Source organism: Cellvibrio sp. OA-2007, assembly GCF_000953825.1.
Lineage (GTDB): Bacteria > Pseudomonadota > Gammaproteobacteria > Pseudomonadales > Cellvibrionaceae > Cellvibrio.
On sequence record NZ_BBUL01000089.1, the window covers coordinates 48,039 to 61,961 of the forward strand.

10 protein-coding genes are annotated in these 13,923 nt (G+C 51.1%); 3 read left to right on the plus strand and 7 right to left on the minus strand.

Annotated elements, in window-relative coordinates; all coding sequences use genetic code 11:
* Nucleotides 1–33 precede the first annotated feature (33 nt).
* Nucleotides 34–1,701, plus strand: coding sequence for a DNA repair protein RecN (gene recN, locus AWU77_RS10190; RefSeq protein WP_062062728.1), 1,668 nt, complete (start codon nucleotides 34–36; stop codon nucleotides 1,699–1,701).
* 182 nt (nucleotides 1,702–1,883) lie between these two features.
* Here the strand turns inward: recN and fur are convergent, their stop codons facing one another.
* The gene (gene fur, locus AWU77_RS10195) at nucleotides 1,884–2,291 is read right to left on the minus strand and encodes a ferric iron uptake transcriptional regulator (protein ID WP_062062731.1); all 408 of its coding nucleotides are present in this window, start codon (nucleotides 2,289–2,291) and stop codon (nucleotides 1,884–1,886) included.
* A gap of 78 nt (nucleotides 2,292–2,369) precedes the next feature.
* Here fur and AWU77_RS10200 point away from each other — a divergent pair, with 78 nt between their 5' ends.
* Nucleotides 2,370–2,825 carry an outer membrane protein assembly factor BamE gene (locus AWU77_RS10200; protein ID WP_062062734.1) on the plus strand — a complete coding sequence of 152 codons (456 nt, stop codon included), beginning with the start codon at nucleotides 2,370–2,372 and terminating at the stop codon, nucleotides 2,823–2,825.
* Nucleotides 2,826–2,900: 75 nt separating this feature from the next.
* Here AWU77_RS10200 and AWU77_RS10205 read toward each other — a convergent pair whose 3' ends face one another.
* Nucleotides 2,901–4,532 (minus strand): diguanylate cyclase, encoded by a 1,632-nt coding sequence (locus tag AWU77_RS10205; protein WP_062062737.1) that lies wholly within the window; start codon nucleotides 4,530–4,532, stop codon nucleotides 2,901–2,903.
* A gap of 271 nt (nucleotides 4,533–4,803) precedes the next feature.
* Between AWU77_RS10205 and AWU77_RS10210 the strand changes: the two genes are divergently transcribed.
* A complete protein-coding gene (locus AWU77_RS10210) occupies nucleotides 4,804–6,027 on the plus strand; it encodes an HD-GYP domain-containing protein (protein WP_062062740.1) in 1,224 nt (407 codons plus the stop codon).
* Nucleotides 6,028–6,079: 52 nt separating this feature from the next.
* Here AWU77_RS10210 and AWU77_RS10215 read toward each other — a convergent pair whose 3' ends face one another.
* The 5 genes from AWU77_RS10215 to AWU77_RS10235 all read right to left on the minus strand — a co-directional run bounded on the left by AWU77_RS10215 (nucleotide 6,080) and on the right by AWU77_RS10235 (nucleotide 13,920).
* On the minus strand, nucleotides 6,080–6,463 hold the full coding sequence (locus tag AWU77_RS10215; RefSeq protein WP_062062743.1) for a response regulator: 384 nt from the start codon (nucleotides 6,461–6,463) through the stop codon (nucleotides 6,080–6,082).
* Nucleotides 6,464–6,509: 46 nt separating this feature from the next.
* On the minus strand, nucleotides 6,510–8,870 hold the full coding sequence (locus AWU77_RS10220; protein ID WP_062062746.1) for a PAS domain-containing protein: 2,361 nt from the start codon (nucleotides 8,868–8,870) through the stop codon (nucleotides 6,510–6,512).
* Complete coding sequence (locus AWU77_RS10225; protein ID WP_062062749.1) at nucleotides 8,867–12,817, minus strand: PAS domain S-box protein; 3,951 nt, start codon at nucleotides 12,815–12,817, stop codon at nucleotides 8,867–8,869. Before AWU77_RS10225 ends, AWU77_RS10220 begins: the two co-directional genes overlap by 4 nt.
* Nucleotides 12,818–13,017: 200 nt before the next feature.
* The gene (locus AWU77_RS10230; protein WP_062062752.1) at nucleotides 13,018–13,353 is read right to left on the minus strand and encodes an RnfH family protein; all 336 of its coding nucleotides are present in this window, start codon (nucleotides 13,351–13,353) and stop codon (nucleotides 13,018–13,020) included.
* A 132-nt stretch (nucleotides 13,354–13,485) separates the two neighbouring features.
* Complete coding sequence (locus AWU77_RS10235) at nucleotides 13,486–13,920, minus strand: type II toxin-antitoxin system RatA family toxin (RefSeq protein ID WP_062062755.1); 435 nt, start codon at nucleotides 13,918–13,920, stop codon at nucleotides 13,486–13,488.
* Between the last annotated feature and the right edge of the window lie 3 nt (nucleotides 13,921–13,923).

The window sequence follows — 13,923 nt, forward strand, 5'->3', positions numbered from 1 at the left end:
CTTTTTTATTGCTGCAACGCTTGCGAGGCGCCTATGCTCACTCACCTGAATATCCAAAATTTTACGCTGGTTGACCAACTCGATCTGGATATAAAGCCCGGTATGACAGTGATTACCGGTGAGACGGGCGCGGGAAAATCGATTGTATTGGATGCACTCGCACTGACACTGGGTGATCGCGCCGAGGCAGAGCGAGTACGTGCAGGCGCCAGCCGCGCCGACATTACCGCCACCTTTGACACCAGTGCGATACCCAGTGCTCAAGAATGGCTGTTCAATATGGATTTGCAGCAACCGGACAACCCGCAAGAATGTCTATTGCGCCGCCTGATCAATAACGAGGGCAAATCCAAATCTTATATCAATGGCCAACCTGTCACCTTGCAGCAATTGCGCCTGTTGGGTGAAATGCTGATTGATATTCACAGCCAACACGAACACCAATCGCTGCTAATTAAAGATACCCATCGCCGCCTGATTGATGAATTTGCCGGCCAAACCGATCTAGCCAAACAAGTGCGCCTTGCGTTTCGCGAGTGGCAGAGCCGCCTAGAGCATTTTATTCACCTGCGCGATAACGCCGCCGATGTGAGCGCGCGCTTCCAGTTGCTTAGCTATCAATTTAATGAACTGGAGCAGCTAGGTTTGCAGCCGGGTGAGTTGGCCAAACTGGAGGCGGAACAGCGCAGCCTTGCCAACGCCGAAGAAATATTGCACGGCAGCCAACAGCTGGTCGCTTTTTGCAGCGACGACGAACAGGGTTTGAGCGTTAACCTGCATCGCGCCTTACACATACTGCGCAATTTGCCAGAGAAGTCACAGGCGCTGCAGACCGCAGAAGAGCTGCTGACCAGCGCCCAGATTCAAGTTGAAGAGGCGCAGCATGAAATTGATCGCCATATCGATAGTTTTAATCTCGATCCGGAGCGGCTGAAGTTGGTGGAAGATCGTCTATCGGCGATTTATGACCTGGCGCGCAAACACCGTATCCAGCCCGAAGAATTACCTGCTTTTATCGAAAAACTCAGCGCTGAACTGGAACAGCTGCAGGGCGGCGATGGCAAACTCGACCAACTCGCGCAGCAAGTCGAACAGGCTGAAAAAGCCTATCGCCAGCTGGCGGAACAACTCTCCGCCAAGCGCAGCAAAGCGGGTACCAGTCTCGCCAAACAAGTTAATGAGCAACTCAAGTTGCTGGCGATGACTAACGCTAATCTCAGTGTCAGCTTAATCCCACTCACCGAAAAACCGGGGCCTAATGGTTTGGAAGATGTGGAATTTCTCATCAGCACCAACCCCGGCCAAGCGCCGCGCCCACTGGCCAAAATTGCCTCGGGCGGCGAATTGTCGCGGATCAGTCTGGCGATTCAGGTGATTACCGCCAAAACTTCCGCCACCCCCACACTGGTGTTCGATGAAGTCGACGTAGGCATTGGCGGCGCCACAGGTGATGTGGTGGGGCAATTACTGCGGCAACTGGGCGAACGTGGGCAGGTGATTTGTGTTACCCACTTGGCGCAGGTGGCCAGCAAGGGGCATCAGCATTTGCAAGTGGTCAAAACCGCCAGTAAAAAAAGTGCAGAATCCACCTTGGTGGAACTGGAAGGGGAGAGAAAAGTTGAGGAAATTGCACGTATGCTCGGCGGCCTAAAGATTACCGATCAATCACTGGCGCACGCGCGCGAAATGTTGGAGTTATAGCGAGTAGACATTCCCGCCACACGGATAGAGAGCACCAGAAAATAAAAAGGGCGCGATAAATCGCGCCCTCAAGCGAGTAACACAAATCAACGTTTTCTTTCATACAGCACTAACGTTTACCGCATCTAACACTTGCATTGCTACCTAAAATACAAAAGCTATCTAACATCAACTTTTCTTCACTAACGCTTCTTTCTTACATACAACACTAAACTGTGATCAGTCAGTTCGAAACCATACTCCGCTACGATACGCTTTTGCAAGGCTTCAATTTCATCATTATGGAACTCAATGATGCTGCCGGAATCTATATCGACCATGTGATCGTGATGTTCGCCGCGGGCAACTTCAAAAACTGAATGTCCGCCGTCAAAATTGTGTCTCACTACCAAACCGGCGCTCTCGAATTGGGTCAAGACCCGATAAACAGTCGCCAAACCTACGTCATCACCCTGCTCCATCAGCGCTTTATACACATCTTCCGCGCTCATGTGATGCTGTTCAGAGGATTCGAGCATTTGCAAAATTTTCACACGTGGCAAGGTCACTTTAAGACCCGCTTTGCGCAGTTCGTGGTTACCGTCTGCCATTATTTCCCCCAAACCCTTCTCAGTCTTCCTGTGGTTCGGGTATTATCCGCGTTCATTTTCGTTAGTGGAAGCCCTTGTATGAAATTAGCCAGCCGTGTTTTCCTGGCCGTGGTCTTAGTCTCCAGCCTCACCGCTTGCTCCAGCTTCCGCTTTCCCGGTGTATACAAAATTGGTATTCAACAGGGTCACATCATTACGCAAGAGATGGTGGAGCAACTGAAACTGGGCATGTCCAAGCGGCAAGTGCGCTTTGTACTCGGCAACACATTGCTACCCGATAGCTTCAACGATGATCGCTGGGACTACCCCTACAGCGTACGCCGCGGGTCTCAGGGTGACATCACCCAATATCTTTACACCGTGTATTTTGAAAACGACAAGTTGGTAAAGACCGAAGGTGATTTTCTACCTGGTAAAGCCCCACTGTCGGGCGATAAGTCTGAAAAGTATCTGGATGATATGAATCGCGATGTGCCGGTTCCCACTGAAGACAGCACACCGCCAAAAGTGCCTGACCCAGAGGAACTTGAATAAACCCAGGCATTACCCTGATTAACCAAAACGCCCGGCAAGCCGGGCGTTTTGGTTAATGGGCATAAAGGGAATCAGTTAACTGCCAAAACAAATCCGGTCGCGACCTTCAGCTTTAGCGCGATATAGCGCAGCATCAGCCTCTTGCAGCAACTGCTCCGCGCGCTCCACACCGGGACGATAAGCTGCAATACCGGCGCTGAGTGTCACGTTAAAACTGCGCTGATCCGCCGTGAAAGTGATATCTCGCAGCCGCTGGCGCACATCATCCATCAAGGCTTGCGCCTCTTCGCGACTGCAGCGCGGCAACACGGCGACAAACTCTTCTCCTCCATAGCGCCCCACTGCGTCCGTCTTGCGCAGCCGTTGACGCAGCAGATGGGCAACCGCCTTGATTACCTTGTCGCCAGCAGGATGGCCATAGGTATCATTAACCCGCTTGAAATGGTCGAGATCCAGCATCACTACACTTAGGTTTTCACCACCACGTGCGGCACGATTTACCTCGGCATCCACCTGATCTTTGATGCGTGAATGTTTGAGTAGCCCCGTCAGGCTATCGCGATCCAGCGCATCACTTAACTGGCGGCTGCGCGCTGCGCGCACTGACACAGCGGTAATTAGTTCGCGGTCACCCAGCGGTTTACTTAAAAAATCATCACCCGCCCGCCCCATTGCCATCGCCCGCTTTTCCTCATCTTGCTCCGATGACAGATAAGTAATAGGGACGCGCAGCCAATCCTGATTGAGACGAATCACCTGCGCCAATTCGATGCCGTTACAGCCAGGCATGTTGATATCGAGCAAAATTAATTCCGGGTGAAAATCCTGCAGCACTTCAAAAATATCGCGCGGGTTATTGCTGACTTCGGCGCGAATATCGGCCGAACTCAGCACCAATTTATAATGCTCCGCCAACGCCAAATCATCATCGATAATAAGTACGCGATGCGGCGCACTGCGATGACGATCAAGATAGTATTCAAAACATTCGACCAGGCGAATGATGTCCAGTGGTTTTACAAAATAACCCACTGCGCCAGCGCGCACAGCGGCATGATAGGCATCAAAATCGGTGCGGGTTGATACAAAAATAACCGGGATGGGAACGGGTAAATGAGATTGTAAATTAGCGACGGCAGCGGGAGTTTCACGCCCCTCTTCGGTAAACATGATGTCGCAAATCATGAAATCAGGCGGCTGTCGTAATACTTCCACCTCCGCTGCTGCGACAGTAGAGAAGTGCACAACTTGATGGCCAAAATGGCGCAGCGTCATGCAGACCTCGGCCGCCACGTCCGGATCGTCTTCCAATACGTAAATCAGGGTGTTGGTTTTGAGTGGCGCGCTTTGCGACACCAAGGGGATTTTTTTGGCGCCATCGTTTTGCGCCTGTCCATCGAGCGCCGCAACTGCAACGGCAAAAACGCGCAACATCCCCATATCCAACTGATTAGCAGAGAGCCATGCCTGCGCTTGCAGCTCTAATTTTTTCGCTTGTTTACCCAAATCTGCAAAGCCAAAACTGCCCGCCGACCCCGCCAATTTATGCAGTTTTTGGCTCAGTTGATCCAGTGCGCCATGCTGCAAATCAGGATCGCTCAACTTATTGACCAAATCGCGCAGCGACTGGATCTCTGCAGGTAAACGCGCCGCATAGTCGTCGCGCAGAGCCTGCAGTTTTAGCGCAATTTCAGCATTCTTATCCATAGGTGACCGATATCTGGGGGCAGCAGGAGATTCTTATTATAGTGCGCGCATGGGTGCCTGACACCCACACCGCCACTATTCTCGACCAGAGCTTTAATCTGAATAATAGGAATGAATTCAGGGTTTAGCCAATCTTAATGGCATAACTACACAACCTCATCGCCGCGGCAGGCAATTTATTACGCATTCATTCCGCTTGGTAAAAAATCCCTGACTATACTAATCAAAACACAACAATATCCCTCTTTTTGCTTTCATTTATTGGATCGACATGCTCAAACGAATTGCGGTTAAAGATATTCAGCTCGGCATGTTCATTTGTGAATTTTGCGGTTCATGGATGGAACACCCGTTTTGGAAAACCAAATTTCTGTTAACCGATGAAAAGGACCTGCACGATATACAAGCGAGCGGCGTTAAAGAACTCTGGATCGACGTAGAAAAAGGCACCGATTTGGCGGCGGCTGTGCAAGGAAAAACCGAAGAGGAGGTCGCGCAGGAAACCGAAGCCGTATTACTGGAAGCAGACACTACACGAAGCAGAGAAAAAACGTCGCTTGACGATGAGATAGCAACCGCAGCAAAACTCTGTGCTAAAGCGAAAGAGGCGGTGATTGCTATGTTCAGCGATGCGCGCATGGGCAAGGCGATTCAAATCGAGCAAGCGCGGGAATTAGTGGAAGATATCTCCAATTCAGTCCTGCGTCAGCCCCACGCATTAATCAGCTTGGCGCGCCTGAAAACTGCTGATGAATATACCTACATGCACTCGGTGGCGGTCTGCGCGCTGATGATTGCCCTCGCGCGCCAATTAAACCTTACCGAAGACATGGTGCATGAAGCTGGTTTTGCTGGCTTATTACACGATATAGGCAAAGTTGGCATCCCGCTCAAGGTGCTCAACAAACCTGGCAAACTGACCGATAGTGAATTTGCGATTGTAAAATCCCACCCGGATGTAGGCGCTAAAATCTTAATCGAAAGCTATCAAGTCAGCCCTCTGGTGCTGGATGTCTGCCTGCATCACCATGAAAAAGTGGATGGCACCGGCTATCCCCACGGGCTCAAGGGTGACACTATCAGCCTGTTCGCAAAAATGGGCGCAGTCTGTGATGTTTATGATGCAATCACCTCCAACCGCCCCTACAAAAAAGGTTGGGCGCCAGCAGATTCAATACGCAAAATGGCCGAGTGGAGTAAGGGCCATTTTGATGAAGCGGTGTTTCAAGCGTTTGTTAAAACCGTAGGCATCTACCCAACGGGTTCACTGGTACGGCTGGAGAGTGGCCGGCTGGCCGTGGTGGTAGAGCAACATGAAAGCTCTTTGCTCAGCCCCAGAGTAAAGGTGTTTTTTTCAGCCAAAACCAAAATGCCGATTATTCAAGAAACCTTGGACTTAGCAACGCTGGTGGGAAAAGAGAAAATTATCGGGCGCGAATCGCCAGACGACTGGGGTTTTAAAAATCTCGATATGCTCTGGTCAGGTATTAGCTAAACCTACGGATCCTCGCTACGCGAGGATCACGATTCTCCGCCTATAGGGCAACTTATTGTTTAGCCCATATAGCGCGCAACTCATCTGCTAGCGTCATAGGATCAAACGGTTTAGCGATGACGCCGACCGCCCCTAAATTGAGATAACCCTCCACCTCTTGCGGCTGCACCTTGGCAGTCATAAACACTACCGGTGTGTTGGCCAGTTCAGGAAAAACACGCAGCCCTTTAAGCGTTTCCGGGCCATCCATGCCTGGCATCATCACATCCAGCAGTATTAAATCCGGTTTAAATGGCACGGCTTTTTGCAGTGCTTCACTGCCGCAACTGCAAGACTCCAAGGTAAAGCCATGAATACTCTCCAACACCATCACCGCAATCGCTTGAATATCCGGATCATCCTCAACGTATAAAATACGATTCAACTCGTGTGCCATTGCCAGTCACCTATAAAGAAACGAATGATGCGCACTTGCGCGGAATTTATTGCAAAAAAGCCGGCTGTTCTATCGCTGGAAAGCAGGCAAAAAAAGTGGCGCCCTGCCCCGGCTCTGACTCAAAACCAATAGTGCCATGCATGCGTTCGACAAACGCTTTACTGATTGCCAAGCCCAACCCAGTACCGCCGCGCTGGCGCGAATCAGACGCGTCTGCCTGGGCGAACTTCTGGAAAATATGCGCGCGAAATGCATCGCTAATACCTGGGCCATGATCGACTACCGCAATCATTACCTGCTCGCCTTGCTGCGATAGCTGCACATCCACTCGCCCGCCGGCGGGTGAAAACTTAACTGCATTAGAAATAAAGTTGGCCAACACCTGCTGCAAGCGCTGCGCATCGACGCTGGCCCACAGTTCACCCTCCTCGGCTTGCAACGCCAGAGCAACATCAAACGTCGCGGCATAGGCTTTGTTGCTCTCAAGCGATGCAGCCAAAATCGGCATGATCGCTTGCTCCTGCATATCAAACACCATTTGCCCTGCAAGGATTTTTTCCATGTCCAGCAAATCATTGATTAACAGCGTCAGGCGCTGCGCATTTTTGTAGGCAATTTCTAACATGCTTTTCATTTTGCCCGGCAAATCGCCGAGCATGCCGCTGTTCATTAAGCCCAGCGAACCGGAAATAGAGGTGAGTGGGGTGCGCAATTCATGGCTCACGACCGATACAAATTCATTTTTCATTTGCTCGATGCGTTTGCGCTCGGTGATGTCTTGAATAAACGCCCATATCTGTTGCTCGCCACTGGGCGTTTCAATCAGCACACCATTAAGTAAAACAGGAATTAAATATCCTTCTTTGTGAATGTATTGTTTTTCATAGGGGCCGTAACGGCCATGGAGCAAGAGGTTTTGCAACTCATTTTTATCGGCCTGCGCGTATTCCGGCGGCGTCAAATCCATATAGTTCATGCTCAGAATTTCATCGGCACTGTAGCCAACCATACGCAAAAATTCCGGGTTGCATTCAATAAAACGACCATCGGTAAAATCATTCAAAATAATTGCCACCGGCGCCTGACTGTAAAGCGTTGAGAGCTTTTGCTCACTCAATAAGGTTGATTTATAGGCCTCTTCCGCGTCGGTAACATCCCAAATAAAACCATCGATACATTTCAGCTCGCCGCGCTCGTCATAGACGCCACACCCCACCTCTTCAACCCAACGCAAACAGCCATCCGCGTGCTGGATACGATAGATCACGTGAAAAGATTCTTTGCGGAGCAAGGCTTCTTGTGCAATTTCATAAATCACCGGAACATCATCGCAATGGGTGATATCGGTCATGCTGAGCGCATTCTCGCCCATAAATTTTTCGGCTGGGTGGCCAGTCAATTGCAATACCGCTGCGCTCAAATACAACATGGTCCAATTAGGATTATTTTCGCAGCGATACACCGCACCGGGGAAATTACTGATCATGGTCTGCAAGCGAAGCTCGCTTTCCTGCAGCTGGATGCGCGAATTGTGCAGCTCAGTGACGTCACCATGAGTACCCGCCATCCACAAAGGGGCTCCCTCCGAGGTAAAACTGATCACCCGACCGCGCGCAAACACTATCACCCAGTGGCCAAGCTTATGCCGCATGCGGAATTGGTTTTCGTAAAAGTCCAATTCACCACTAAAGTGTTGTTCCAACAGCGCCCAGGATACTTTTACATCCTCTGGGTGGGTGAGCGATAACCAGGTGTCGATTGAGACTGGCGACAGTTCAGCGAGGCTATAGCCGAGTATCTCGGCCCAGCGCTCATTAAAAATAGTTTCACCGGTTTGCACGTTCCAGCGCCAGGTGCCCAGATTGGCGCCCTTAAGTACATCATCAAGAAGCTCACGCTGTTGAACAAGTGCGTAGTTTGCCTCGCGCAGCTCTAGCAACTGAACAATTTGCCGCGCTAATAATTTCAGCGTCGATAACTGCACAGGGCTGAGTTGACGCGGAACGCGGTCAATCACACAGAGAGTGCCCAGTGCATAACCTTCTCTCGTGACAAGAGGGGCACCGGCATAAAAACGTATGTAGGGTTCACCTAATACCAGCGCATTGTCGTTAAAGCGTGAATCGACCAATGCATCTTCCACTACCAATACTTCGTCTGGCGTGAGTATGGCGTGTGCGCAAAAAGCGAGGTCGCGCGAGGTTTCCGTTGCGCCCAAACCAAGGCAACTTTTAAACCACTGGCGCTCGCGATCAACCAGCGAGACAACTGCAATCGGCACTTCACACAAGGTCATCGCCAAATAGGCAATATCATCAAAACTTTGTTCGCGCTGGGTATCTAAAATGCCCAGGCGATATAAGTGCGCGAGCCGTTGATCCTCATCGATTGGCTTAGCTGCTTTCATTGCACTGCCCCTCGCGACATAAGCGCCACCTCTGCCAATATTTGCACGACCAAATCGTTTAATTGATTACTTATCATTGGTTTCTGCAACCAGAAAATAGCATCGCCTTCTTGCAGAGAGACCAAATCTCTTTTGCTCTGTTCGATATCATCAACCACCATGATGAGCGGTAATTTTTTCTTGCCTTTGAGTTGGTGAGATTCCCGCTCGCGGATATGTTGCACTATGGACATACTCCACAACTGCCAATCGAGCACTATTAAGTCGTAATCGCGCAATTGCAAATGCTCTAATGCTGACTGCTCTGTCATAACACAATCCACATCGTATTCTTGTACGGGCAAGGCGCTACGCATCACTTTTTCCGATTCGGTTGCATTGGTAATGCCCAACACATGGGGTTTTATTTTTTGCGGTTCGACGCGCGTAGCTGGAACTTTGGGCGTGGAATCTTCACAGGGCAAATCAAAATAAAAACTTGCACCCTCACCCGGCACAGAATTTACTCCCACACTACCGCCCATACGCTCAATAATTTCTTTGCAGATAGCAAGCCCCAACCCCGTACCGCCTTTTTGGCGCGAGTCAGAAGAATCAGCCTGGGAAAACTTTTGAAACAAGCGCGCGCGAAACTCATCAGGCACTCCCGGCCCTTTATCGGCCACCACCACTCGCACATAACCAAAATGCGACTCAATATGAATTGTAACCACTTCATTTAACGGCGAAAATTTCGCCGCGTTAGACAAATAATTTGCCAGCACTTGTAATAACCGCTGATGATCGACCGACACCTCAACGTCGTGGGTAGGGGCAATCAATTCGTAGCTCACTCCATATTGCTGCGCAAAAGCGGCATTAGCTTCAACAGCTTGCTGAAGCAAAGGCAACAACAGTTGTGGCTGCAGATCAAAATGCATTTTACCGGCGACTAATTTTTCCATGTCGAGCAAATCGTTGACTAAATAAATCAACCGCTGGGCATTATTGTGTGCAATTTGAATCATGCGCGCCGATGACTCCGGCAGACTACCGGCAAAACCATTTACTAGAATACCCAAGGCTCCGCTAATAGCCGTGAGCGGTGTGCGCAGCTCGTGGCTGACGGTGGAAATAAATTCTGTTTTCATTTGGTCGATACGTTTTATTTCGCTGATATCACGCGCTATTCCCAAATAACCTGTGACATCGCCCTCGGCGTCGCGCAGCGCTGATACGGTGAGCAGTACCGGAAATTGACTGCCATCTTTGCGCACATAGTGCCATTCATTTTCATCAATCCCCCCTTCGCGAGCTTTGGCAATAAACGCTTCAAAGCCGGGCTGCACCTCATAACCCAATTCCCGTGTTAGCTGCTGCGCACGCGCAGTAACTTCATCAGGCAGATGAATCAGCGCGGGCGTTTGTTTATCGATCAGTTCATCGGCGCTGTACTCCAACATCATCTCTGCACCGTGATTGAAGGTTTTGATTGTGCCGTCTTTGTCGGTCGAGATAATCGCCACACTGGCCGCATCGAGAATGGCTTTGCGCAGCGCATTGGTTTCTTTGAGCTGCTGTTCGGTTTGTTTTAATGCGGTGATATCTGACACATAGCCATTCCATAACACGCTACCGTCATCCAGTTTTTCTGGCGTGGATTCTATGTGAGTCCAGATCATGCCGCGCAGGGGATTATTGACTCGCACCGTGGCTACCCAAGGCGTGAGGTGGGCGGCCGAGTAGGAGACACTTTCGCCTACCCAACCGGCATCTTCTGGGTGAATCACTGCAAATACCTTATCGGCACTGAGCGCAGCATCTTCCTGACTGACATCGTAAATATTTTTTATGCCGGGGCTGGCATAGGGGAAAAACGAACTGCCATCAGGGCGCAACTGAAACTGATACAAAAACCCTGGCAGACGCTCACTGAGTTTTTGGAAGCGCTGCAGAATAATTTTTTTCTCGGTGTCTTGCTGCCAGCGCTCCACAACGGAGCTGATCCAACGCGCCAATAGACGAACAAAATCCCGGTCGAGCGAATCGTATTGGTGATGCCGGCTTTTACGTGAATTAAAACTGAGCGTGCCGTAAATTTCCCCGCCGATCCACAGCGGGACACCTATGTAAGTCTCTATCTGGCTGAGCAGATAAGCGGGATGCTGGCGATATTGGCTGGCGGGAATATCATCTTCTGCTACTACTTCCTGACGCTTGAGGGTGAGGCTGCAATAGGTTTTGCTCAGCGGGCTGACGCTGGCCGCAGTGTGCTGCCCCTGAGCGGAAAATTGCACATGAACCCTGTACTCCTCGCCGTTGATCTGACTGATGACACCATTACTCAAACCGAGATAGCGGGCACCCAAACTGAGCGCGCGGTGCAATTGATCATCTGGATCGACCGCAGAGAGCGAGGCAATTTCATTGAGCGAGTGCAGTGCAGCCTGCTGGCGAATACTGATCAGCTCGGTATTTTTGCGCTCGGTGATATCGGTATACACCCCCACCATCAACGCCGCTTTACCCTCCGCCGTCCACTCCACCACCTTGCCGCGGGTAAGTATCCACTTGTAGCTACCATCGTGGATTTTGAGCCGGTATTCGTTTTCGTACATGAGGGTTTCGCCTTTGATATGGCGAATAATGTCGCTGTAGCTGGTGCGTTTATCGGCGGGGTGGACGCGGCTCATCCATTCATCCAAATCGAGTGAGCTGGGCGACTCTGCACCTATGCCGCAGAGTTGGCGCCATTCAGGTGAAAAACTGGCTTTGTCGTGGGCTATATCCCACTCCCAAAAACCGGAATCACTGGAGCGCAGTGCCAGCGCTAACCGCTGCAACGCCTGTTCACTCACCGCGTGCTCTTCACGCATCTGCTCGCCGTGTTGTTCGATCAGGCTGCGCAAGTAAGCGCGATAAAGACGGATAAACACCAGCAATAATAGCTGCGCGCATATCAGGGCAGTCAGCCATTTGGCAATGACCCGCTGGCGAATGGATACATAGTCTTTGTAGACCGGGGTTATATCGGTCCATACCAGCATTGCCAAGCTCGATTCCTGCAAAGGCAAGTCCCACTGTTGCAACGGCCACCATGAGGCTATGTAGGTCTTTCCCTCGGTGTGCACCAATTGCCCCTGCTGGTTGATTGGCACCAGACCCTGCTTCCACCAGCTATGCAGCTGAGGATCAGTTGTATTCTCCAGTCGCCAGTCATCCACCGTTGTTGGATTTTGCTGATTAAGCTGTTGCCGGGTTTGCTCCCACAGTATTTGTTCAACCGCCGCCTTGCGTAAAAACACCGCCATCTGCATAGACGCCACTTGCTCATCCGCTTGTTGTGGCAGTGTTGACATGCCGACTTCCAAAACGGCTATTACGCCACCAGTTTGGTTGTCGTTAGCGGTGATAGGTAGCAGGGCACGATAACCACTCCCTTGACGAGCAACATCGATGCCCCAAGTGGGCACGCCCGAACTGAAGGCATTGGCGAGCAGAGGGCGCAAACCGCTGAGGCTATCGCCATAGCGATCCGGGCGGTGCATGCGCAGAAAGTTAACTGCACCCGGGGCGAAATACACACTTAAATAGCGCCCTCCCAGCACTTCCATACCGCCCCAATAGTCTTGTAATTGCGCCTGTAATGCTTGACGCTGCGCCCGCAAGTGCTCAGCTCCGCCCGTGCCATCCTCTGCGATAAATACCTTATGTGCGGCACGTACCCTATCCAGCACTGCATGATCGCGGCCAATCAATTGCGCCAACAGCATAGCCTGCTGGGTCAGGTCGCGGGCTGAATCATCAAGCTCGTTTTTTTGCGTCTGGGTATTCCAGCTCAGGCGTTCATGCCATACCTGCTCGTGCACCTTTAAATCGGCACACATAAACAACACAAATACTACCGCCAGCACCATGGCGGAAAGCCAGGGCAACCAGCGGTAAAGGCGTTTGTAATTCAGCGACATGCAGTCTCTCGGGCGTGTTGTTATAGCGCTTGCCGACAACCAGCAAAAACACAGTATTACCCCAGTGTAGTGCAAATTTTTAGCGGAGTAGGTTCGCGGTGTTACTGGGCATGATTGAACTGCAACACCGCGCGACAATAAGAGAGATGAAGGGAGAGGATCAGACTATTGCCAAGTGCCTGTTAAGCAGCGGCGCTAGGCTAGCTCGTGGCATCGGGTTTGGCGCTCTCGGTTTTTTCCGCGCGTTTGCGCCGCGCGTCTTTAGGGTCTGCCGCAAGTGGGCGATAGATTTCGACGCGATCGCCGGCGTGCAGGATGTGTTTGTCGGCACTCTCCATGCCCTTGGTGCCGAGCGATTGGCCAAAGATCCCCATTTTGGCACTGGCGATATCCAGATCGGGAAAGTGATCGGTAATTTTGGAGCGCTGTACCGCGGCGAGCGCGGTAGTGCCCGGCTCGACCAAGAGTGCGATGATTTTTTGTTTTTGCGGCAATGCGTAAGCGACTTCTACGCGGATTAAATCAAAATCGGCCATGCTATTTTTCCACCAAAAATAAATGAGCTATCAACGTCATCCCCGCGTGCGGGGATCCATAGGTTTTAACCTCAAGAGCTGGACTCCCGCAGGCGGGAGTGACGAGAAAAATTTTAGTTTCCTACAAAAATGCTACTGATAAATCTGTTTGGCACGTGCGCAGAGCGCATCCACCTGTTTGTTACTCACCGCTTCAAACAACTTGCCCACCGCCATGCCCAGCAAGCGGTTTTGCAATTCAAACTCCAGTTCGAAGGTCACTTTGCAGGCCTGTTCGCTCAGCGCCGTAAAGCGCCACACACCGCGCAGGTAGTTAAACGGACCATCGACCAGATTCATACTCATGCTGTGCGGCGGCTGCAGTTGGTTGCGGGTGACAAAACTCTGGCTCACCCCCGCTTTGCTCAACTCCAGCCGCGCCTCCAGCCAGTCATCGCCGCGGGCGAGAATTTTCGCCCCACTGCAGCCATCCATAAACTGCGGATAGGCTTCAATATCGTTAATCAAATCAAACATTTGCGCCGCCGAATAATGTACCAGCGCCGATCTCTCTACTCGATGAGCCACGTT

What these genes read in the sequence shown, in the direction of transcription:
- recN (WP_062062728.1), top strand. Translation starts at nt 34, where the DNA reads ATGCTCACTCACCTGAATATCCAAAATTTTACGCTGGTTGACCAACTC.
- fur (WP_062062731.1), bottom strand. Translation starts at nt 2,291, where the DNA reads ATGGCAGACGGTAACCACGAACTGCGCAAAGCGGGTCTTAAAGTGACC.
- AWU77_RS10200 (WP_062062734.1), top strand. Translation starts at nt 2,370, where the DNA reads ATGAAATTAGCCAGCCGTGTTTTCCTGGCCGTGGTCTTAGTCTCCAGC.
- AWU77_RS10205 (WP_062062737.1), bottom strand. Translation starts at nt 4,532, where the DNA reads ATGGATAAGAATGCTGAAATTGCGCTAAAACTGCAGGCTCTGCGCGAC.
- AWU77_RS10210 (WP_062062740.1), top strand. Translation starts at nt 4,804, where the DNA reads ATGCTCAAACGAATTGCGGTTAAAGATATTCAGCTCGGCATGTTCATT.
- AWU77_RS10215 (WP_062062743.1), bottom strand. Translation starts at nt 6,463, where the DNA reads ATGGCACACGAGTTGAATCGTATTTTATACGTTGAGGATGATCCGGAT.
- AWU77_RS10220 (WP_062062746.1), bottom strand. Translation starts at nt 8,870, where the DNA reads ATGAAAGCAGCTAAGCCAATCGATGAGGATCAACGGCTCGCGCACTTA.
- AWU77_RS10225 (WP_062062749.1), bottom strand. Translation starts at nt 12,817, where the DNA reads ATGTCGCTGAATTACAAACGCCTTTACCGCTGGTTGCCCTGGCTTTCC.
- AWU77_RS10230 (WP_062062752.1), bottom strand. Translation starts at nt 13,353, where the DNA reads ATGGCCGATTTTGATTTAATCCGCGTAGAAGTCGCTTACGCATTGCCG.